Source organism: Streptomyces sp. NPDC003943 (genome assembly GCF_053605265.1).
Genome location: NZ_JBSGIW010000015.1, coordinates 90,632 through 109,609 on the forward strand (window position 1 = coordinate 90,632; position 18,978 = coordinate 109,609).

The window sequence follows — 18,978 nt, forward strand, 5'->3', positions numbered from 1 at the left end:
CCAATCACTGTCGCAGGTCGTGACACCGGCACCACGCAGTGCCACATTGCTGCAATGACTCCCCACTCGTCTGTCTTCTGCTCGATCGTCCCGCCGCACATCCTGGAGCGGCTCGCACGGTCCGACAATCCCGCCTTCGCCGAGGCCGCCCGGCGGACCCTGGTGGCCGACGCCGGGCACCGCACCGCCCGCCGGCTGGCCCTGCCCGTCGCGCCGGCCGGGGCCACCGGGGTCCGCCGCACGATCTACGACGCCCGGAACGGCACCGACCTGCCGGGCGTCAAGATCCAGGACGAGGGCGGGCAGCCGACCGCCGACGCCACCGGCAACCGGGCCTACGCGGGCCTCGGCGCCACCTACGACCTCTACGAGAAGGTGTACGGACGCGCGTCGATCGACGGCAACGGCATGCCGCTGATCGCGAGCATCCACTACGACGAGAAGTACGACAACGCCTTCTGGAACGGCGAGCAGATGGTGTTCGGCGACGGCGACGGCCAGCTCTTCGTCGACTTCACCGTCTCGGTCGACGTCATCGGCCACGAGCTCACCCACGGCGTCACCCAGAGCACCGCGAACCTCGCCTACTACGGGCAGTCGGGCGCGCTCAACGAGTCCGTGTCGGACGTCTTCGGCTCGCTGGTGAAGCAGTACGCGCTCGGCCAGACGGCCGACCAGGCCGACTGGCTCATCGGCGAGGGACTGCTCGGCCCCGCCATCGACCGGGGCGTGGCACTGCGCTCCATGAAGGCGCCGGGCACGGCGTACGACGACGACGAACTCGGCAAGGACCCGCAGCCCGCGACGATGGACGACTACGTCCGCACGCACTCCGACAACGGCGGCGTCCACATCAACTCGGGCATCCCGAACCACGCCTTCTACCTGGTCGCCACGGCGCTCGGCGGGAACGCGTGGGAGCGGGCCGGGCAGATCTGGTACGACGTCCTGACCGGCGGCACGCTCGACGAGGAGGCGAAGTTCTCCGACTTCGCGGCGGCGACGGTCGCGGCGGCGAAGGCCCGCTACAACGAGGGTGAAGAGGTCAAGGCGGTGCGGGACGCCTGGGCGGCCGTCGGCGTGCCGACGGCCTGAGGGTGCGGTAGACAGGCCCCATGAGAATTCGCGTCGTACGCACAGGGGGCTTCGCGGGCATCGAGAAGGACGCGGAGGTGGAGACCGACGGCCGGCCCGATGACGGGCATCTGCGGGACCTGGCCCAGCGGACCCTCACCGCGCCGCCGCCGCCGCAGACCCGCGGGGTCCCCGACGGCTTCGCCTACGAGATCACGATCGACGGCCAGACGGTGAAGTGCGCGGACCCGCACCTCACCGACGAACAGCGCGAGCTGATCCAGCTCGTTCTGAAGGAAGGCGCTTAGCCCCGAGGGGCTTAGAAGCCCAGCTTGCGCAGCTGCTTCGGGTCCCGCTGCCAGTCCTTCGCGACCTTCACGTGCAGGTCGAGGAAGACCGGGGTCCCGAGCAGCGCCTCGATGTGCTTGCGGGACTTCGTCCCGACCTCCTTCAGGCGCTTGCCCTTGGGGCCGATGATGATGCCCTTCTGGCTGGGCCGCTCGATGTACACGTTGGCGTGGATGTCGAGCAGCGGCCGGTCCGCCGGGCGGTTCTCGCGCGGGATCATCTCCTCGACGACCACCGCGATGGAGTGCGGCAGCTCGTCCCGTACGCCTTCGAGCGCGGCCTCGCGGATCAGCTCCGCGACCATGACCATCTCGGGCTCGTCGGTGAGGTCGCCCTCCGGGTAGAGCGGCGGGGACTCCGGCAGCAGCGGGATGAGCAGGTCGGCGACGAGCTGGACCTGCTTGTTGCCGACGGCCGAGACGGGCACGATCTGCGCCCACTCGAAGCCCAGCTCCTTGCCGAGCTGGTCGATCGCGATCAGCTGCTCGGCGAGGGTCTTGGAGTCGACCAGGTCGGTCTTGGTGATGATCGCGACCTTGGGCGTCTTCTTGATCTCGGCGAGCTCCTTGGCGATGAAGCGGTCGCCGGGGCCGAGCTTCTGGTCGGCGGGCAGGCAGAAGCCGATCACGTCGACCTCGGCCCAGGTGGTGCGCACGACGTCGTTCAGGCGCTCGCCGAGCAGCGTGCGCGGCTTGTGCAGGCCGGGGGTGTCGACCAGGACCAGCTGGGCGTCCGGGCGGTGCACGATGCCGCGGACGGTGTGCCGGGTGGTCTGCGGCCGGTTGGAGGTGATCGCCACCTTCTGGCCGACCAGAGCGTTCGTCAGGGTGGACTTGCCCGCGTTGGGGCGCCCGACGAAGCAGGCGAAGCCCGCCCGGTGGGGGGCGGTGTTCTCATCGGTCTCGGGGGTGCGAACGCTCATGGGGGCCATTGTCCCCGATGCGCGACCTCCTCACGTACTCAGTCCGCCCCCGGCGTCGCGCGACGGCGGGTCCGGCGGGCGACGGCGCCTCCGGCGGCGCCGGCGGCGAGCACCGTGAGCGGCAGCCAGGGCAGCGCCAGGAAGGACACGCCGGCCGACTCGCGGACGTCCTTCGCGGTCGCCGTCAGCGTCACCTCGCCCCAGTCGAGCTGCGGCGATCCGCTCCACCGCTCGGTCAGCCGGATCTTCTGCCGGGGCAGCAGCTCGGCCGGCAGCCGGTCCAGGTCGCGGGCGAGCAGGGTCCGGCCGAAGAGGCCCCGGGCCTCGATGGCGACCTTCGGGTTCAGGGTGACGTTGCCGCGGTTGTGGAGGGTGTACGAGACGACGGCGGTGCTCGTCCGGGTGCCGGGGACGAGCGGCCGGTCCTGGTCGAGGGTGACGTCCTCGACGGCGAGCGCCGGCACGGTCGGGCCGCCGACCCGCAGGTACACCCGGGCGCCGACCGCCCGCTGCACGCCGAGCGCGACCGCGCCGGCGCCGCCCTTGGTGATCCGCTCGTCGAGGGCGACGACGGCGCCGGGGTGGTCGCCGGGCTCGGCGTCGGGGGGCACGGTGAGCGTGTAGGGCACGGTGACGGCGGACTGCGGCGGCACGGTGACCCGGTCCCGGGCGGGCCTGATCCAGGCGCCGGCGCCGGTCTGCCGCTCCTGCCGGGTGCGCACGGCGAAGCCGCCGTCGCGTTCGGTGTTGTAGGCGTCGGCGCCGTAGAGGAGGAAGGTGAGCGGGGCGGCGGTCTTGTTGGCGACGGTGACCTTGTCGGTGACGGTGGTCCCGGGGTCGGCGGAGAGGTAGAAGTACGGGCGGCTGCCGAGGCGGGAGGCGGCGGGGTAGACGGCCCATTCGCCGTTCTCGGCGGCGGAGGCCGGGGGTGCGTCCCGGGCGCCGAGCAGAAGCGCGGCGCCCAGGACGGCCAGGACGTTCAGGAGGAGGACGTACGGCTTGCGCACGGGTGCGGACCCCTTTGGCTCGGTTCTCTCGTGTCGGTCAGGACAGCGTCAGCGTCAGCACGCCCGCGTACGAGCCCGGCGCCGTGAACGCCGGGACGTCGAGGGAGAGCCCCGCGTCGACGGTGAACTCGCCGCCCGTGAGCGTGCCGTTGGGCGTGGAAGCGAGGGTCGCGCCACCGCTGCCGACGGGGCCGGCGCTGCCGGGGACGCAGGTGCTGGGGCTGCCGGCCTTGGTGGCGCAGGCCGGGGTCCAGCTGAGCCGCCCGGCGCCGACGGACGCGCCGCCGGGTCCGGTGAAGTCGGTGACCTTGCCGGTCAGGGACCAGCCCGCGGGGCCGCCGCGGAAGTCCTTGACCGTCACCGTCTGCAGCGCGCCGGTGGCCGCGCCGCCCTGGCCGAAGTCGACGGCCGAGAGCTGGACGGCGTCACCGGCCTGGGTCATCGACAGCGTGCCCGCCTTGACCGTCGCGGTGATCTTCTGGCTGTTCGGCGGGGCCGGGGTGTCGTCGATGACCTGGTACGCGACCGGGCCGGCGCCCTTGTCGGGGTCCCAGGCCGCGCCCTCGTACGCCACGATCCCGGTGGTCGCCAGGTCGGTGACCTTCAGGCGCGCGGCGAAACCGCCCTCGCTGTCCGTGGTGACCGTCATCCGGTCGGCGGTCTCGGCGGCGCCGGCCCGGCCGACGACGGTGACCTCGGTGAGCGGGGTGAACTTGGTGCCGGAGACGGTGACCCGGACACCGGGCGCCCCGGAGGCGTTGTCGAGCTGGAGCGCGCGCTCGTTGGCGCCGGGCTGCGCGGCGGCGGTGACCGTCTCGGAGACGGGCGCGGGCGGGTTGCTGACGGTGCAGGGGGTGTCCAGCTCCATCAGGTACGAGGTGTGGATGTTGTAGTCGCCGGGCGAGAGCGTGATCGCGCCGGGCTCGGTCACGGTGAAGGTGCCGCTCATCGAGAAGGGCGGGAAGGAGCCCTTGCCGGGGATGGGCGGGTTCTTCTTGGGTCCGGTGACGGTGACCGCGCCGGACTGGGCGCCGCCGAGGGTGACCTTGCCGCTCGGGGTCATGATGTCGGCCGGGAGGGCGAGGTCCACCGGGTTGGAGGCGGCGGGTTTGGTGACCGTGTAGGTGACGGTGACCGTGTCGCCGACCTTGGGCGCGGCGTTGTCGACGGTGATCTGGGCGGTGGTGGTGCCGTCGATGGGCGGGATGCCCGCGATCGGCGGCGGCACGCAGTGGGTGGCGAAGTCGACGGCCTGGGAGGCGGTGGAGACCGCGCCGGCGGGGGCGGCGAGCGCGCCGCCCGCGGTGACGGCGAGCGCGGTGGCGCCGAGGACGGCGGTCCAGCGGCGCCGTCTTCGTGGTGTGAAGAGCATGTGGGCCCCTCCTGAGGGAGATGAGAGGGCGCCATTGACGGCCGCGGGCCGAGAGAAGTCAATGGAATCGAAATGCACCGACTGATGGGCCATCAGATACTGTCAAGATCGGCACATTTGACGCGTTTCCGCAGGTCAGCCGTGTTCGACCACAGCAAGGACCGGTACCGCTCTCGGCGGTACCGGCCGGACGTGCGGGACAGGGCTCAGCTGAACACGAAGGGCCCGGGCGACTGCGAGGTGAGCGCGTCACAGTTCACCGTGACACCGAAGATCACCATGGAGAGCGCGGTGCCCGCGAAGTAGGAGTTGAGGCTGTCACCGGAGGCGACCGTCCCGCTGAGCGGGCCGATCGTCACCGACTGGTTGGCGGCGAGCGGCGGGTTCTTCTTGCCCGTGAAGACCCGGGTGCCACCGCCGGCCTTGGCCATCGTCAGACTGGCGCTGATCTGGTCGGCGCCGACGGAGATCGGCGTCTTCACGGCGGAGGTGATGGTGATGGTCGCGGCCGTGCCGCTCTGCGTGGCGGTGAGGGTGGCACCGCCGCCGCCCCACGACCCGCAGTCGTACGTCGCCGTGGCCGAGCCCGGCGAGACGGCGGCGGCACCCGGTGCGAAGGCGAGCCCGGCGGCGGCGAGCGCCCCGGACAGCACCGCGACGATCCCTAAGCTGCTTCTGCTTCTCATGGCGAGGTCGTACCCCTTCCGATGACGAACGCAGGGGTGCGGGCACTGCGTGGAGGACGCGTCCCTGACGACGCGTTTCTGACGGCCCATCAAGCGGACCGGTGCTTATTGACGCGCATTCTTCACAAGAGCACAAGGGTCATGTGTGAGGAGCCCGGCGCATCGTGCTCGCGCCGGGCTCCCCCTGCTCGTTCGACGGGGTCAGCCCGCCGTCACCGCGACCCGCAGCTGCCCGTCGGGGCCCGCGAGCAGCACCGGGGTCTCCGGCCCGCCCAGGTCCCGCACCGCCGCGCGGTCCGCCGCCGAGGCGGCCTCGGCGGTGGAGACGACCGCCGCGGCCTCCAGGGACTGGGCGCCGCTGGCGACGGCCATGGCGACCGCCGTCTGGAGCGCGCTCAGCTTGAGCGAGTCGAGGTCGACGGTGCCGGCGACATAGGTGCGCCCCGTCTCGTCCCGTACCGCCGCGCCCTCCGGCACTCCGTTGCGGGCGCGGGCGCTGCGCGCCAGCGTGATGATCTTGAGGTCCTCGGCGCCGAGGTCGTCGTGCTCGCGGTTGAGTGTCATGATCCGAGGATAGGTCGGGGCGGGGCGGCCACGGGGGCGGGTCTCAGCCCTGGGCGGCCTTGGCGAACTTCTCCACCGCCGTCTTGGCGAGGGCGTCGAAGTCCTTGTGGCCGGTGGCGTCGCTGGCCGGGTCGAACGCGAGGCGGGTCACGCCGCTGCCCTGGCGGGCGACGAGGAGGTCGACCTGGGTCGTGTACCCCATGTCGGGCATGGTGACCGTCACGCGGAAGGCGTGCGCCTCCTCGGCGCCGGCCGGGGCGGTCAGCTTCTTGACCGTGCCCTTCAGCTTCATGCCCTCGGCCGTGGTGTTGAAGGAGGTACAGCCGTCGGCGGCGGCGCCGACCGCCTTGGCGAAGTCGGCCGCGCCGGTGCCCGGGAAGGTGAGGACCTGCTGGTCGAGCGTGGTGTTCTTGCCCTGAGTGAAGTGGAGGTCCGCGCCGGTCGTCGCGCCCTTGACGGCCGGGGCGAACAGGTCGGTGACCGCCACGCACTCGGCCTTGTCGGCCTTGCCGAAGGCCGGGCCGTTCTCCACCTTGCCGGCCTTCCAGCCCGCCGGCAGGTCCTTGGCCTCAAGGGCGGCGGCCTTCATCTGGGCGTCGGTCAGCGGGCCGGCCGGCTGCGGCGCGGCGGAGGTGGCCGCCGCGGTGGCGGAGGCGGCCGGCTTGTCGGCGCCGTCCTTCTTGGTGTCGTCCGCGCCACCGCCGCAGGCGGCGGTCAGCGAGAGGGCGGAGACGGCGAGCGCGGCGGACAGGCCGCGGGAGAAACGCGTACGCATGATGCGAGCCCTAGGGGTGAGGCGGCAGGGGTGAGCACGGCCGCGTCCTGCGGTGACGTGCGGCGTGAGGATATCCGGAGTCTCTGACACCGCTTCGCCGAGGTCCCCGTACCGCCAACTCGCCCCGGAGGCCGCCCCGGGACCCGGACCCCTCAGCCGGCCACCGGGTACATCGCCCCGCGCCGCCCCTCCGGCGACACCAGCCACTCCAGCTTCGCCGCCGTGTCCGCCTCCGCGAGCGGGGTGTGCAGCACGATCACCAGGTCCGGGCGGGCCGGCACGCGCAGCTGGGTGGCCTCGACGAAGAGCGGGCCGACCAGCGGGTGTTCCAGCTCCTTGCGGTTGAGGCCGCCGGGCCGGATGTCCCGCCGCTCCCACAGCTCCGCGAACTCCGGGCTCGCCGCCTTCGCCTCCTCGACCACCGTGCGGAAGCCGTCGTCGCCGGGATGCTCCGAGCAGGCGGCCCGGAACTGGGCGACGACCTGCGGCGCCACCCGCTCCCAGCAGTTCGACCGCGCGCGGTACAGCGGGTCGGTGAAGAAGGCGATCAGGCAGTTCTGCACGATCTCGGGGCGCATGCCGAGCACGATGGCCGCCGCGTCGTTGTACATGACCGTGTTCCAGTACACGTCCATGATGTGCGCCGGGAACGGCATCCACGTGTCGATGAGGCGGCGCAGCCCGTGGCACATGTCCCGGTCCTCGGGCGCGGTCTCGGGCGCCGGCGGGTTGAGCCCCGCGAGGACGTACAGATGGCGCCGCTCGGTCGGGCTGAGCCGCAGCACCCGGGCGACGGAGTCGAGGACCTGCGGGGAGACGGTGATGTCGCGGCCCTGCTCCAGCCACTGGTACCAGGAGACGCCGACCCCGGCGAGCACGGCGACCTCCTCCCGGCGCAGTCCGGGCGTGCGGCGCCGCGCGCCGCCGTCCGGCAGGCCCGCCTCGGCGGGGCTGACCCGGGCCCGTCGGCTCATCAGGAACTCGCGCAGCTCGGCGAGTCGGTGTGCCTTGCCCTCCGTGCTCTCCAGTGCGGTGGCCACGTGTGCTTCCTCCCCCGGGACGCGCATGGGTGTTGCCTGGTGGTACGACCAACAGCATAAGTTCCCGCTCCCCACGGGCATTCCCGAGCCACGAGAGTCGTGGCCATGGCAACCACGACCTCCTCCCCCAAGGCTTCCCCCAAGGCTTCCCCCACCGGGATCGCACCGCCCCCGGCGCCGGCTCCCGCGCTGGACGGCCGCGCCCGGCTCATCCTGATCGTGCTGTGCGCCGCCCAGTTCATGGTGTCGCTGGACTTCTCCGTCCTGAACGTGGCCCTGCCCGTGCTCGGCGCCGACCTCGGCCTCAGCCCCGCCGCCCTCCAGTGGGCCGTCACCGCCTTCGCCCTGCCGTCCGGCGGCTTCCTGCTGCTCTCCGGCCGGATCGGCGACCTGTACGGGCGCAAGAAGCTGTTCCTCACCGGCCTCGCGCTCTTCGGCGCGGCCTCGCTGCTCGCCACCTTCGCCTGGAACCCGGCCGCCTTCCTCACCGGCCGCGCGCTGCAGGGCCTGGGTGCGGCGATGATCGTGCCGACCGGCATGGCCCTGCTGACCACGACCTTCCCCGAGGGACCGCAGCGCGACCGGGCGCTCGGTATCTCCGGCACCATCCTGTCGCTCGGCTTCACCATCGGCATGGTCCTCGGCGGTGTCATGACGGACACCTTCGGCTGGCGCTCCACCATGGGCCTGCTGGCCCTGTTCAGCGCGCTCGTGCTGCCCTTCGCCCCGGGCCTGCTGCCCGAGTCCCGCACTCCCGAGCGGCCCCGCCTGGACGTGCCGGGCGCGGTGACCGTCACCGCCGGTCTGCTGTCGCTGATCTACTCGCTCTCGACGGCCGCCCAGCGCGGCTTCGGCGGCGCGGACGTCCTGGTCACCCTCGTGGCGGGCGTGGCCCTGCTGGTCGCCTTCGTGATCGTCGAGTCCCGGCACGCCGCCCCGCTCGTCTCGCTGCCGATGCTGAAGCGGCGCACGGTCGCCTTCGGCAACCTGGGCGGGCTGATCACCTTCGCGATGATGTCGACGGTCGTCTTCGTCCTGACCCTCTACCTGCAGGAGACGCTGGGCCTGTCCGGCTTCCAGACCGGTCTGGTCTTCGGTGTGCAGGGCGCCCTGTCGGTCCTCGCCGGCTCCTTCGCCGCCAGGGTCATCGGCCGGATCGGCGCCCGCCGCACCCTGGTCCTCGGCCTCACCGGCCAGGGCGTGCTCACCGCGGCGCTGCTCGCCGTCGGCGCCGACTCGGGCGCCGTCGTGGCCACGGTCGCCGTCTCGCTGGCCTCGATGTGCCACCTGGGCGCGATCATCTCGTACGGCGTGACCGTCACCTCCGGCGTCCCGGACGAGGAGCAGGGCCTGGCCACCGGTCTGGTGACCACGACCCAGCAGGTCGGTCTCACCGTCGGCATCCCGCTGCTCGGCGTCCTCGCCACCACCGGCGACAGCCTGTACGGGGGCGTGCGCACGGTCCTCGCCCTGGACGCGGCGATCGTCCTGGTGACGGCGGTCCTGGTGGCGCTGGGCCTGCGCGGCTCGAAGCGTGCCGCGGGAAAGCGTGCCTGACCGTCAGGGCCGGTCGAGGCGGAGCCGTACCGCCTTCGGAAGCCCGGCGACCACCAGGTCGTACGAGTCCTCGACGAGCTCCCGGACCATCCGGTCCGGGAGCTCTCCCACGTTCACCGTGTTCCAGTGCCGCTTGTTCATGTGGTAGCCGGGGGCGATCGCCGGGTACTCCTCGCGGAGCCGTACGGCGTCGTCCGGGTCGCACTTGAGGTTGACCGTGAGCGGGTCGCCGTCGAGCCAGGACAGCGCGAACATCTTCCCGGCCACCTTGAAGACGGAGACGTCGGGCCCGAAGGGGAACTCCTCGGTCGCGTCGTTGAAGTCCAGGCAGAAGGCGCGCAGCTGGTCGGGCGTCACGACTCGGTTCCCTCCTCGGGGCCGGCGGTGCCGACGGGTTCGACGAGCACGGTCACGATCTTGTTCCGGCGGCCGGCCGGGGACTCGGCGGTGAGCCGCAGGGTCCGCCCGTCCGGGAGCTCGACGACCGAGTTGGCGCCGGCGATCGGCACCCGCCCGAGGGCCTTGGCGAGCAGTCCGCCGACCGTCTCGACGTCCTCGTCGTCGTACTCGTCCGGGCCGAAGCCGTAGAGCTCGCCGAGGTCGCCGATGTCGAGGCGGGCGGTGACCCGGTAGCGCTCGTCGCCGAGCTCCTCGACGGGCGGCAGCTCCCGGTCGTACTCGTCGGTGATCTCGCCGACGATCTCCTCCAGGATGTCCTCGATGGTGACGATGCCTGCCGTGCCGCCGTACTCGTCGATGACGACGGCGACGTGGTTGCGCTCCTGCTGCATCTCGCGCAGCAGGTCGCCGGCGTTCTTGGTGTCGGGCACGAAGGCCGCCGGGCGCATCGCCGTGGACACCAGGTCGGCCTCGGCGTCGCGGTTGATGTGCGTCTTGCGGACCAGGTCCTTCAGGTACACGATGCCGACGATGTCGTCCTCGTTCTCACCGGTCACCGGGATCCGGGAGAAGCCGGAGCGCAGCGCGAGGGTCAGGGCCTGGCGGACGGTCTTGTAGCGCTCGATGGCGACGAGGTCGGTGCGCGGCACCATCACCTCGCGGACGAGGGTGTCGCCGAGCTCGAAGACCGAGTGCACCATGCGGCGCTCCTCGTCCTCGATCAGCGACTCCTGCTCGGCGAGGTCGACCATCGCCCGCAGCTCGGCCTCGGAGGCGAACGGGCCCTTGCGGAAACCCCTGCCGGGCGTCACCGCGTTGCCGATGAGGATGAGCAGCTGCGGGATCGGGCCCATGACGCGGGCCAGCGGCAGCAGCACGTACGCGGCGGCGGTCGCCGTGTTCAGCGGATGCTGGCGGCCGATGGTGCGCGGCGAGACGCCGACGGCGACGTACGAGACGAGCACCATCACGGCGATGGCGACGAGCAGCGCCTGCCAGGTCTCCGGGAAGGCCTCCAGGCAGGCGTAGGTGACGAGGACGCCGGCCGCCGTCTCGCAGGCGACGCGAACGAGCAGCGCCACGTTGAGATAGCGGGTCGGGTCGGAGGCGACCTGCGCCAGCTTCTCGGCGCCGCGCCGCCCGGTCCGGACGGCCTCGGCGGCGCGGAAGCTGGAGACGCGGGCCATGCCGGCCTCGGCGCAGGCGGCGAGCCAGGCGACGACGACCAGCGCGACGGCGCCCAGGATCAGTTGTGCGTTCATGACGGACGGACCTGTCCTGTCCCGTCCGGGGTCAGGAGACGGTCGGCGCCGGCGAGGGGCCGGTCAGGCCCTTCTCCGCACGCCAGCCGTCCACGATGGCGGCCTGGAGGCCGAACATCTCGGCCTTCTCGTCCGGCTCCTCGTGGTCGTAGCCGAGCAGGTGCAGCACTCCGTGGACGGTGAGCAGCTGGAGCTCCTCGTCCATGGAGTGCCGCGTCGGGGCCTCGTCGCCCTGCTTCTTGGCGACCTCGGGGCAGAGCACGATGTCGCCGAGGAGGCCCTGCGGGGGCTCCTCGTCGTCCTTCGACGGCGGGCGCAGCTCGTCCATCGGGAAGGACATGACGTCCGTCGGGCCCGGCAGGTCCATCCACTGGATGTGGAGCTGCTCCATCGCCTCGGCGTCCACGACGATCACCGAGAGCTCGGAGAGCGGGTGGATGCGCATGCGCCCGAGCGCGTAGCGGGCGATGTCGAGGATCGCCTGCTCGTCGACCTCGGTGCCGGACTCGTTGTTGACGTCGATCGACATGTGCTGTTGCTTCTACTTCCCGTTGCGGTCCTCACGACGGTCCTCGCGACGGCTGTCGCGACGGCCGTCGTGCCGGCCCTCGCGCTTGCCCTCGTTGCGGATGTCGTACTGCTCGTACGCGTCGACGATACGGCCGACGAGCTTGTGCCGGACGACATCCTGCGACGTGAGCATCGAGAAGTGCACGTCCTGGACCCCGTCGAGGATGTCGCGGACCTGGCGCAGACCGCTCTTCGTGCCGCCGGGCAGGTCGACCTGGGTGATGTCACCGGTGATGACGATCTTCGAGTCGAAGCCGAGGCGGGTGAGGAACATCTTCATCTGCTCGGGGTTCGTGTTCTGCGCCTCGTCGAGGATGATGAACGCGTCGTTGAGCGTCCGGCCTCGCATGTACGCGAGCGGCGCGACCTCGATCGTCCCGTTGGCCATCAGCTTGGGGATGGAGTCCGGGTCGAGCATGTCGTGCAGCGCGTCGTACAGCGGGCGCAGGTACGGGTCGATCTTCTCGTAGAGCGTGCCGGGCAGGAAGCCGAGCCGCTCACCCGCCTCGACCGCCGGCCGGGTCAGGATGATCCGGGTGACCTGCTTGGACTGCAGGGCCTGGACCGCCTTGGCCATGGCCAGGTACGTCTTGCCGGTGCCGGCGGGGCCGATGCCGAAGACGATGGTGTGCTTGTCGATGGCGTCGACATAGCGCTTCTGGTTGAGGGTCTTGGGGCGGATGGTGCGGCCGCGGCTGGAGAGGATGTTCTGCGTGAGCACCTCGGACGGCGTCTCGGCCACCGCCTCCCCGTTCTCCTCCCGCAGCATGGCGATCGACCGTTCCACGGCGTCCTCCGTCATCGGCTGTCCGGTGCGGAGCACCAGCATCATCTCGTCGAACAGGCGCTGTATCAGGGCGACTTCACTGGGGTCGCCCACGGCGCTGATCTGGTTTCCCCGCACGTGGATGTCCGTGGACGGGAACGCCTCCTCGATCACGCGCAGCAGGGCGTCACCGGATCCGAGGACCATCACCATCGGGTGCTTCGCGGGGACGGTGAACTGAGCGCGTGCCTGCCCCGGCGCAGGGGCGTGGGCTGTGGGTGTCTGAGTCATGGGCCGGCACTGTGGCCTGCACATACCTCCCGTCGCAGGGTTCTCGCTGCTCGACAACCTCTCGGATACCAAGCCTACGACTCGGGTCGGACAACCCTGAACGCTTTTTACGGGGCAGGGCCGGGCGCGGGGCCGGGCCATTACCGGGGGTTACGGGCCCGGGCCGCGCGCGGGGGCCGGGGGTTACGGCGCGGGCCGCGCACGGGGGCCGGGCGGCACCAGCGCCGTACCGGCGGTTACGGGTGCGGGGCCCAGAGCGAGGGCCGGCGGTTACGGCGCGGGGCCCAGAGCGAGGGCCGACGGTTACGGCGCGGGGCCCAGAGCGAGGGCCGGCGGTTACGGGGCCGGCGCCGGGCGGAAGCCGATGGTGGGGACGGCGCGACGGAGCGGCCACGGGCGGGCGGCGCCGGGCAGGAGGCGCTCCAGGAAGGCGTAGCGGTCGCGCAGGGCGGCCGGGTCCTGGCCCTCGTGGCCCTGGACGTGCTGCCACCAGGCGGCGATCTCGCCCCAGGTCGGCGCGGACAGCGAGCCGCCGAACTCCTGCACGGACAGCGCGGCCGTCAGCCCGGCGAAGGCGAGCCGGTCGGCGAGCGGCCAACCGGCCAGGGTGCCGGTGACGAAGCCGGCGACGAAGACGTCACCGGCGCCGGTCGGATCGAGGGCGGCGACCTGGATCGCGGGCACCTCGGCGGTCTCGCCGGTGGCGCCGTCCACGGCGTAGGCGCCCTCCGATCCGAGGGTGACGACGGCGTAGCGGACCTTGTCGGCGAGCGCCCGCGCGGCGGCGCGCGGGCAGTCGGTGCGGGTGTAGCGCATGGCCTCGGCGGCGTTAGGCAGGAACGCCTCGCAGTGCTCCAGGTCGGTCAGGCCGGCCAGGTCCCAGTGCCCGGTGTCGTCCCAGCCGACGTCCGCGAACACCTTCGCCCCGCTGCGGGCGGCCCGCGCCACCCACTCCTCGCTGCGGCCGGGCACCAGGGAGGCGACGGCGGCGCGGGCGTGCGGCGGGTAGGCGGGCAGGGCGCCGTCGAGCGGCGGGGCGGCGTGGCCGTGCGAGACCATCGTGCGCTCGCCCTCGTACGCCATGGAGACGGTGACGGGCGAGTGCCAGCCGGGCACCGTCCGCGACAGCGAGAGGTCGATGCCCTCGCCCTGCTCCAGGGCGTCCCAGCAGTACTCGCCGTAGTGGTCGTCGCCGAACGCGGCGGCGAGCGAGGTACGCAGGCCGAGCCGGGCGAGCGCGGTGGCCATGTTGGCGACGCCGCCGGGGCTGGAGCCCATGCCCCGGGCCCAGGACTCGGTGCCGCGGACGGGAGCGCTGTCGAGGCCGGTGAAGATGATGTCGAGGAAGACCGTGCCCGTGAGGAAGACGTCGCAGTCCGGGTCGGTGGGCTCGCGCAGGCACACGAGCGGGTCGACGTCGGTGTGGCGTTCGCGGTCGCGGTCGGTCACGGCGGGCTCCCCGGTCGTGGTGCGGCGGATCGGCACGAGGTGCTGATCCGGACAGTGTGCCCGAAGGGGACGGTGGGGCGGGGTGGACGCGACGATTCCGCGCCCGGGGCTGAACGCCTGCTCCGCCCACTCGGGTGCTTGCTACACATGGTGCCGCGCGCCCGTGGATCACCGGGCGCCGTCTCATTTCCCGGTTCGTTCCCTGGAACGCCCGAGCGGTAGCGCCGCCCGTGTGCCACGGGGGGGCGCCCGGGGCCCGGTCGCCGGCCCGGGAAGGCGCGGGGCCGAGGCGCGGGCCGAGGCGCGGGGCCGGGGAAGGCGCGGGGCGAGGAGGGCACGGGGCCAGCCGCCGGACCGGGAAGGCGCGGGGCCGGGGAAAGCCCGCCGCGGGCGCCCCGCTCCCCGCCCCGTACCCCGGCGCTACGCCCCGAAGTCGTACGCCTCGACCTCCGCCAGGTACCGCTCCCGCCGCTCCTCGTCGTCCTCCAGGAACGACGCCAGGAACGAGTTCCGGGCCAGCGTCCGCAGCTGCTCCGGCGCCAGGCCCAGCGCGTCCCGCACCGCGGTGAAGTTGTCCCCGACGTAGCCGCCGAAGTACGCCGGGTCGTCCGAGTTCACCGTCGCGACCAGCCCCGCGTCGAGCATCCGGCGCAGCGGATGCTGCTCCAGGACGTCGATCGCGCGCAGCCGCACGTTCGACAGCGGGCACAGCGTCAGCGGCACCCGCTCGCGGACCAGCCGGTCCACGAGCTCCGGGTCCTCCAGGCAGCGCAGCCCGTGGTCGACGCGCTCCACGCCGAGCACGTCCAGCGCCTCGCGGATGTACTCCGCGGGCCCCTCCTCGCCCGCGTGGGCGACGCGCCGCAGCCCGAGCCGCGCCGCCTCCTCGTACACCGCGCGGAACTTGGCCGGCGGGTGCCCGACCTCCGCCGAGTCGAGGCCGACGCCGGTGATCCGGTCGAGGTGCGGCCTGGCGGCGTCGAGCGTGGCCAGCGCGGACTCGGCCGACTCGTCGCGCAGGAAGCACATGATGAGGCGGGTGGAGATGCCGTGGCGCTCCTCGGCGCGGTCGAGCGCGGCCGCGAGGCCCTCCACGACGACGCCCATGGGGACACCGCGGACGGCGTGCGCCTGCGGGTCGAAGAAGATCTCGGCGTGCCGTACGCCCTGCTCGGCGGCGCGCGCCAGGTACGCCTCGGCGAGGTCGGTGAAGTCCTCGGCGGTGCGGAGCACGGCCATGAGGGAGTAGTAGAGGTCCAGGAAGGACTGGAGGTCGCTGAAGCTGTACGCCTCCCGGAGCGCGGCCGTGTCCGCGTACGGCAGGGTGACGCCGTTGCGCTCGGCGAGGGCGAAGGCCAGCTCGGGTTCGAGGGTGCCTTCGATGTGGAGGTGGAGTTCGGCCTTGGGTACCGGCATGGTGGTGCTGCTTCCTGGATCTCGCGTGGGGTGGTACTGGTCTGGCGCTCGTGCGACTAGCGCCTGGGCATGGGGACCCTCATCAGATCCTGGGCGACGCTCAGCTCCCCCGCGAACCCGGCCGCCCGCGCCTGCCGCTCGAACTCCGCCGGATCCGCGTACCGCTGTGAGAAGTGCGTGAGCACGAGGTGCCGTACGCCCGCGTCCCGTGCGACCGCCGCGGCCTGACCGGCGGTCAGATGGCCGTGGTCGACGGCGAGCTGGACGTCCTCGTCGAGGAAGGTCGACTCGATGACGAGCATGTCGGCGCCCTCGGCGAGCTCGTACACCCCGTCACACAGCCGCGTGTCCATGACGAACGCGAACCGCTGGCCTCGCCGCACCTCGCTCACGTCCTCCAGCGTGACGCCGCCGAGAACGCCCTCGCGCTGGATGCGGCCGACGTCCGGCCCGGCGATGCCGTGCGCGGCCAGCCGCTCCGGGAGTATGCGGCGCCCGTCCGGCTCGGTGAGCCGGTAGCCGTACGACTCGACGGGGTGGGAGAGCCGGCGAGCGTCGAGCGTGAACGCGTCGGTGACCGCGAGCGGCCCGTCGGCGGCGACCGGCGCCTCGGCCAGCCGCACCGTCTCGCGGTAGGCCGTCGCGTACCGCAGGCGCTCGAAGAAGCGCTGCCCGCTCGCCGGGTAGTGCGCGGTGACCGGGTGCGGGACCTGGTCGAGGTTGATCCGCTGGATCACCCCGGCCAGGCCCAGCGAGTGGTCCCCGTGGAAGTGCGTGACGCAGATCCGGTTCAGGTCGTGCGCCGCGACCCCGGCCCGCAGCATCTGCCGCTGGGTGCCCTCGCCGGGGTCGAAGAGGATGCCCTGCCCGTCCCAGCGCAGCAGATAGCCGTTGTGGTTGCGATGCCGGGTCGGGACCTGGCTGGCCGTGCCGAGGACGACCAGTTCACGTACGGACAAGGGGACCGTCCGGGCCTATCCGGGCGGCCAGTTGAGGCCGCGGCCGCCCAGCACGTGGGCGTGGGCGTGGAAGACGGTCTGCCCGGCGCCCGCGCCGGTGTTGAAGACGATCCGGAAGCCGCTGCCGTCGATCTTCTCCTCCGCGGCGACCTCACCGGCCTCGCGCAGTACGTCCGCGGCGATCACCGGCTCCGCGGCGGCGAGCGACGCGGCGTCCGGGTAGTGCCGTCGGGGGATCACCAGGACGTGCGTGGGCGCCTGCGGGTTTATGTCGCGGAACGCGACCGTCGTCTCCGTCTCGCGCACGATCGTCGCCGGGACCTCCCCCGCCGCGATCTTGCAGAACAGGCAGTCGCTCTGCGGCTCTCCGGCCATGCCCGGGCCTCCTCGCCTCGGTCGGTGTCGCTCTCGACGCCACTGTCGGCGTCACGCTCGACGCCGCTCTCGACGTCACTGTCGATGTCGATCAGATGCTATCGGGGCCGACCGACAACGCGGGCCGGCCACCGGCCCTTCACGACCAGCGTCCGGTGCGGCCGAGCACCAGCGCCGCCGCCGCGGTTCCCGCCGTCGACGTGCGCAGCACGCTGTGCCCGAGCCGGTACGGCCGGGCGCCCGCCTCCTCGAAGAGTGCCAACTCCTCCGGGGACACGCCCCCTTCGGGCCCGACGACGAGCACGATCGACCCCTTCCCGGGCAGCTCGGCCGTCGCCAGCGCGCCGCTCGGGTGGTCGCGGTCCTCGTGCAGCACCGCGGCGAAGTCGGCACCCGCGAGCAGCGCGGCGACCTGCTTGGACGTCATCATTTCGGCGACCTCGGGGAAGCGGGTGCGGCGCGACTGCTTGCCGGCCTCGCGTGCGGTGGCCCGCCACTTGCCGAGCGCCTTCAGACCGCGGTCGCCCTTCCACTGCGTGATGCAGCGGGACGCGGCCCACGGCACGATCGCGTCGACGCCGGTCTCCGTCATGGTCTCGACGGCCAGTTCGCCGCGGTCGCCCTTGGGCAGGGCCTGGACGACGGTGATGCGGGGCGCGGGCTCCGGGTCCTCGTGGACGGCGGTGACCTCGACGGTCAGCTGGTCCTTGCCCTCGGCGGCGGCGACCGCGCACTCCGCCCAGGCTCCCCGCCCGTCGGTGAGCACCAGCTCCTCCCCCGCGCGCAGGCGCTTCACGGAGACGGCGTGCCGGCCCTCGGGCCCGTCGAGGAGGAACCCGCCGACGGCGGGGACGGCGTCGACGACGAAGACGGGTGCGGTCACGAGGTGCTCCTGTTGCTCGACCTGTTACTTGGCCTGTTGCTGCCTGGCTTGTTGCCCGGCCCGCTGCCTGGCTTGTTGCCTGATGCGGTGACGGTACCGACGGCCGCGAGCTCTTCCGCGAGTTCCTCGGCGAGGACCTCGACGAGCCGCCCGGCCGGCAGCTCTCGGGCCAGCCGATGGCCCTGCCCGGCCCACAGGGCCATGCCCTGCGGGTCCCCGGCGGTCGCGGCGGCCTTGCGCAGCGGCGCCGTGACGTGGTGGACCTCGGGGTACGCGGCGGGGGCGTACGGCCCGTGCTCGCGCATGAAACGGTTCACCAGGCCCCTGGCCGGCCGCCCCGAGAAGGCCCGGGTCAGCTCGGTGTGCGTGAAGAGCGGGTCGGTCAGGGCGCGCTTGTGCAGCGGATGCGCCCCGGACTCGGGGCAGACCAGGAAGGCGGTGCCGAGCTGGGCGGCGTCGGCGCCCGCCGCGAGCACGGCGGCGATCTGGCGGCCCCGCATGATCCCGCCGGTCGCGATGATAGGCAGCCGCACGGCCTCGCGGACCTCGGTCAGCAGCGGGAGCAGTCCGCGGCCGCTGCCGGCGCCGGGCAGGCCCGCCGGGTCGTCGCGGTGGGTGCTCTGGTGCCCGCCGGCCTCCGTGCCCTGCACACAGATCGCGTCGGCCCCGGCCCGCTCGGCCGTCCGGGCCTCCTCGACCGAGGTGACGGTGACGATCGTGTACGTGCGGACCCGGGCGAGCGCGTGCAGCGCGTCGCGGTCCGGGCAGCCGAAGGCGAAGGAGACGACCGGCACGGGGTCGTCGAGCAGGATCGCCAGCTTGGCGTCGTAGGCGTCGTCCCGGCCCTGCTCGGCGTCGCCGAGCTCCGTCTCGTACCAGGTGGCCTCACCGGCCAGCTGCTGCCGGTACACCTCGACGGCCGCCGGGTCGGCGGACTGACCGCCCGGCGGCATGAACAGGTTGACCCCGAACGGCCGCGCGGTGAGCGCGCGCACCTGCTTGATCTCCTGGTACAACCCGCCCGCGGTCTTGTACCCGCCGGCCAGGAAGCCCAGCGCACCGGCCTCGCACACGGCCCCGACGAGCTCGGGACAGGAGGCGCCACCCGCCATGGGGGCCTGCACGATCGGATGACGAGAGAGATCGTTCAGAGCGGTGGACATGCAGGCATCGTGCCATGCCGGTGCGACGCCGCCGAATCGATACGGCGGCGATACGCGCAGGGGCGGCCCGCACCCAAGGGGGGCGGCGCCCGCGGGGGGA

Annotated in this window: 20 protein-coding genes; 3 read left to right on the plus strand and 17 right to left on the minus strand. The window is 72.7% G+C overall.

Going from position 1 to position 18,978, the window contains the following annotated elements; translation table 11 throughout:
- Positions 1-54: 54 nt before the first annotated feature.
- Entirely contained in the window at positions 55-1,095 is a 1,041-nt protein-coding gene (locus ACWEV0_RS09580; RefSeq protein WP_453147922.1) for a M4 family metallopeptidase, read from the plus strand.
- Positions 1,096-1,115: 20 nt separating this feature from the next.
- Complete coding sequence (locus ACWEV0_RS09585) at positions 1,116-1,382, plus strand: protealysin inhibitor emfourin (RefSeq protein ID WP_453147924.1); 267 nt, start codon at positions 1,116-1,118, stop codon at positions 1,380-1,382.
- 11 nt (positions 1,383-1,393) lie between these two features.
- Here ACWEV0_RS09585 and era read toward each other — a convergent pair whose 3' ends face one another.
- The 7 genes from era to ACWEV0_RS09620 all read right to left on the minus strand — a co-directional run bounded on the left by era (position 1,394) and on the right by ACWEV0_RS09620 (position 7,815).
- Complete coding sequence (gene era, locus ACWEV0_RS09590; RefSeq protein ID WP_403793050.1) at positions 1,394-2,353, minus strand: GTPase Era; 960 nt, start codon at positions 2,351-2,353, stop codon at positions 1,394-1,396.
- Positions 2,354-2,382: 29 nt separating this feature from the next.
- Entirely contained in the window at positions 2,383-3,351 is a 969-nt protein-coding gene (locus ACWEV0_RS09595) for a WxL protein peptidoglycan domain-containing protein (RefSeq protein ID WP_453147926.1), read from the minus strand.
- Between the two features lie 37 nt (positions 3,352-3,388).
- On the minus strand, positions 3,389-4,723 hold the full coding sequence (locus tag ACWEV0_RS09600) for a beta-xylosidase (protein ID WP_453147928.1): 1,335 nt from the start codon (positions 4,721-4,723) through the stop codon (positions 3,389-3,391).
- Between the two features lie 206 nt (positions 4,724-4,929).
- The gene (locus ACWEV0_RS09605; RefSeq protein ID WP_451609547.1) at positions 4,930-5,409 is read right to left on the minus strand and encodes a hypothetical protein; all 480 of its coding nucleotides are present in this window, start codon (positions 5,407-5,409) and stop codon (positions 4,930-4,932) included.
- 201 nt (positions 5,410-5,610) lie between these two features.
- Complete coding sequence (locus ACWEV0_RS09610) at positions 5,611-5,973, minus strand: cytidine deaminase (RefSeq protein WP_453147929.1); 363 nt, start codon at positions 5,971-5,973, stop codon at positions 5,611-5,613.
- 43 nt (positions 5,974-6,016) lie between these two features.
- Positions 6,017-6,748 carry a hypothetical protein gene (locus ACWEV0_RS09615; protein ID WP_453147931.1) on the minus strand — a complete coding sequence of 244 codons (732 nt, stop codon included), beginning with the start codon at positions 6,746-6,748 and terminating at the stop codon, positions 6,017-6,019.
- Between the two features lie 152 nt (positions 6,749-6,900).
- Positions 6,901-7,815 carry a helix-turn-helix transcriptional regulator gene (locus tag ACWEV0_RS09620; RefSeq protein ID WP_453147932.1) on the minus strand — a complete coding sequence of 305 codons (915 nt, stop codon included), beginning with the start codon at positions 7,813-7,815 and terminating at the stop codon, positions 6,901-6,903.
- Between the two features lie 78 nt (positions 7,816-7,893).
- Between ACWEV0_RS09620 and ACWEV0_RS09625 the strand changes: the two genes are divergently transcribed.
- Complete coding sequence (locus ACWEV0_RS09625) at positions 7,894-9,345, plus strand: MFS transporter (RefSeq protein ID WP_453147934.1); 1,452 nt, start codon at positions 7,894-7,896, stop codon at positions 9,343-9,345.
- Positions 9,346-9,348: 3 nt separating this feature from the next.
- On the opposite strand, the gene ACWEV0_RS09630 is transcribed toward ACWEV0_RS09625, so the two are convergent.
- The 10 genes from ACWEV0_RS09630 to ACWEV0_RS09675 all read right to left on the minus strand — a co-directional run bounded on the left by ACWEV0_RS09630 (position 9,349) and on the right by ACWEV0_RS09675 (position 18,878).
- Complete coding sequence (locus ACWEV0_RS09630) at positions 9,349-9,702, minus strand: MmcQ/YjbR family DNA-binding protein (protein ID WP_403793037.1); 354 nt, start codon at positions 9,700-9,702, stop codon at positions 9,349-9,351.
- On the minus strand, positions 9,699-11,006 hold the full coding sequence (locus ACWEV0_RS09635) for a hemolysin family protein (protein WP_453147936.1): 1,308 nt from the start codon (positions 11,004-11,006) through the stop codon (positions 9,699-9,701). The genes ACWEV0_RS09630 and ACWEV0_RS09635 overlap by 4 nt, the downstream gene beginning before the upstream one ends.
- A gap of 31 nt (positions 11,007-11,037) precedes the next feature.
- The gene (gene ybeY / locus ACWEV0_RS09640) at positions 11,038-11,535 is read right to left on the minus strand and encodes an rRNA maturation RNase YbeY (protein WP_403793034.1); all 498 of its coding nucleotides are present in this window, start codon (positions 11,533-11,535) and stop codon (positions 11,038-11,040) included.
- Positions 11,536-11,547: 12 nt separating this feature from the next.
- Positions 11,548-12,633, minus strand: coding sequence for a PhoH family protein (locus ACWEV0_RS09645; RefSeq protein ID WP_453147939.1), 1,086 nt, complete (start codon positions 12,631-12,633; stop codon positions 11,548-11,550).
- A 336-nt stretch (positions 12,634-12,969) separates the two neighbouring features.
- Positions 12,970-14,082 carry a carbohydrate kinase family protein gene (locus ACWEV0_RS09650; RefSeq protein WP_453147941.1) on the minus strand — a complete coding sequence of 371 codons (1,113 nt, stop codon included), beginning with the start codon at positions 14,080-14,082 and terminating at the stop codon, positions 12,970-12,972.
- Between the two features lie 420 nt (positions 14,083-14,502).
- Positions 14,503-15,498, minus strand: coding sequence for an adenosine deaminase (locus ACWEV0_RS09655; RefSeq protein ID WP_453147943.1), 996 nt, complete (start codon positions 15,496-15,498; stop codon positions 14,503-14,505).
- A gap of 56 nt (positions 15,499-15,554) precedes the next feature.
- Complete coding sequence (locus tag ACWEV0_RS09660; RefSeq protein WP_453147944.1) at positions 15,555-16,457, minus strand: ribonuclease Z; 903 nt, start codon at positions 16,455-16,457, stop codon at positions 15,555-15,557.
- A gap of 15 nt (positions 16,458-16,472) precedes the next feature.
- Complete coding sequence (locus ACWEV0_RS09665) at positions 16,473-16,832, minus strand: histidine triad nucleotide-binding protein (protein WP_453147946.1); 360 nt, start codon at positions 16,830-16,832, stop codon at positions 16,473-16,475.
- A 139-nt stretch (positions 16,833-16,971) separates the two neighbouring features.
- Positions 16,972-17,715, minus strand: coding sequence for a 16S rRNA (uracil(1498)-N(3))-methyltransferase (locus tag ACWEV0_RS09670; RefSeq protein WP_453147947.1), 744 nt, complete (start codon positions 17,713-17,715; stop codon positions 16,972-16,974).
- Positions 17,712-18,878: a nitronate monooxygenase gene (locus tag ACWEV0_RS09675; RefSeq protein WP_453147949.1), complete on the minus strand. Its 1,167-nt coding sequence runs from the start codon at positions 18,876-18,878 to the stop codon at positions 17,712-17,714. The genes ACWEV0_RS09670 and ACWEV0_RS09675 overlap by 4 nt, the downstream gene beginning before the upstream one ends.
- Between the last annotated feature and the right edge of the window lie 100 nt (positions 18,879-18,978).

Excerpts from the sequence above, each read along its gene's own strand:
- ACWEV0_RS09580 (WP_453147922.1), top strand. The coding sequence starts at position 55 with ATGACTCCCCACTCGTCTGTCTTCTGCTCGATCGTCCCGCCGCACATC.
- ACWEV0_RS09585 (WP_453147924.1), top strand. The coding sequence starts at position 1,116 with ATGAGAATTCGCGTCGTACGCACAGGGGGCTTCGCGGGCATCGAGAAG.
- era (WP_403793050.1), bottom strand. The coding sequence starts at position 2,353 with ATGGCCCCCATGAGCGTTCGCACCCCCGAGACCGATGAGAACACCGCC.
- ACWEV0_RS09600 (WP_453147928.1), bottom strand. The coding sequence starts at position 4,723 with ATGCTCTTCACACCACGAAGACGGCGCCGCTGGACCGCCGTCCTCGGC.
- ACWEV0_RS09605 (WP_451609547.1), bottom strand. The coding sequence starts at position 5,409 with ATGAGAAGCAGAAGCAGCTTAGGGATCGTCGCGGTGCTGTCCGGGGCG.
- ACWEV0_RS09610 (WP_453147929.1), bottom strand. The coding sequence starts at position 5,973 with ATGACACTCAACCGCGAGCACGACGACCTCGGCGCCGAGGACCTCAAG.
- ACWEV0_RS09615 (WP_453147931.1), bottom strand. The coding sequence starts at position 6,748 with ATGCGTACGCGTTTCTCCCGCGGCCTGTCCGCCGCGCTCGCCGTCTCC.
- ACWEV0_RS09620 (WP_453147932.1), bottom strand. The coding sequence starts at position 7,815 with ATGCGCGTCCCGGGGGAGGAAGCACACGTGGCCACCGCACTGGAGAGC.
- ACWEV0_RS09625 (WP_453147934.1), top strand. The coding sequence starts at position 7,894 with ATGGCAACCACGACCTCCTCCCCCAAGGCTTCCCCCAAGGCTTCCCCC.
- ACWEV0_RS09635 (WP_453147936.1), bottom strand. The coding sequence starts at position 11,006 with ATGAACGCACAACTGATCCTGGGCGCCGTCGCGCTGGTCGTCGTCGCC.
- ybeY (WP_403793034.1), bottom strand. The coding sequence starts at position 11,535 with ATGTCGATCGACGTCAACAACGAGTCCGGCACCGAGGTCGACGAGCAG.
- ACWEV0_RS09645 (WP_453147939.1), bottom strand. The coding sequence starts at position 12,633 with ATGACTCAGACACCCACAGCCCACGCCCCTGCGCCGGGGCAGGCACGC.
- ACWEV0_RS09655 (WP_453147943.1), bottom strand. The coding sequence starts at position 15,498 with ATGCCGGTACCCAAGGCCGAACTCCACCTCCACATCGAAGGCACCCTC.
- ACWEV0_RS09665 (WP_453147946.1), bottom strand. The coding sequence starts at position 16,832 with ATGGCCGGAGAGCCGCAGAGCGACTGCCTGTTCTGCAAGATCGCGGCG.
- ACWEV0_RS09675 (WP_453147949.1), bottom strand. The coding sequence starts at position 18,878 with ATGTCCACCGCTCTGAACGATCTCTCTCGTCATCCGATCGTGCAGGCC.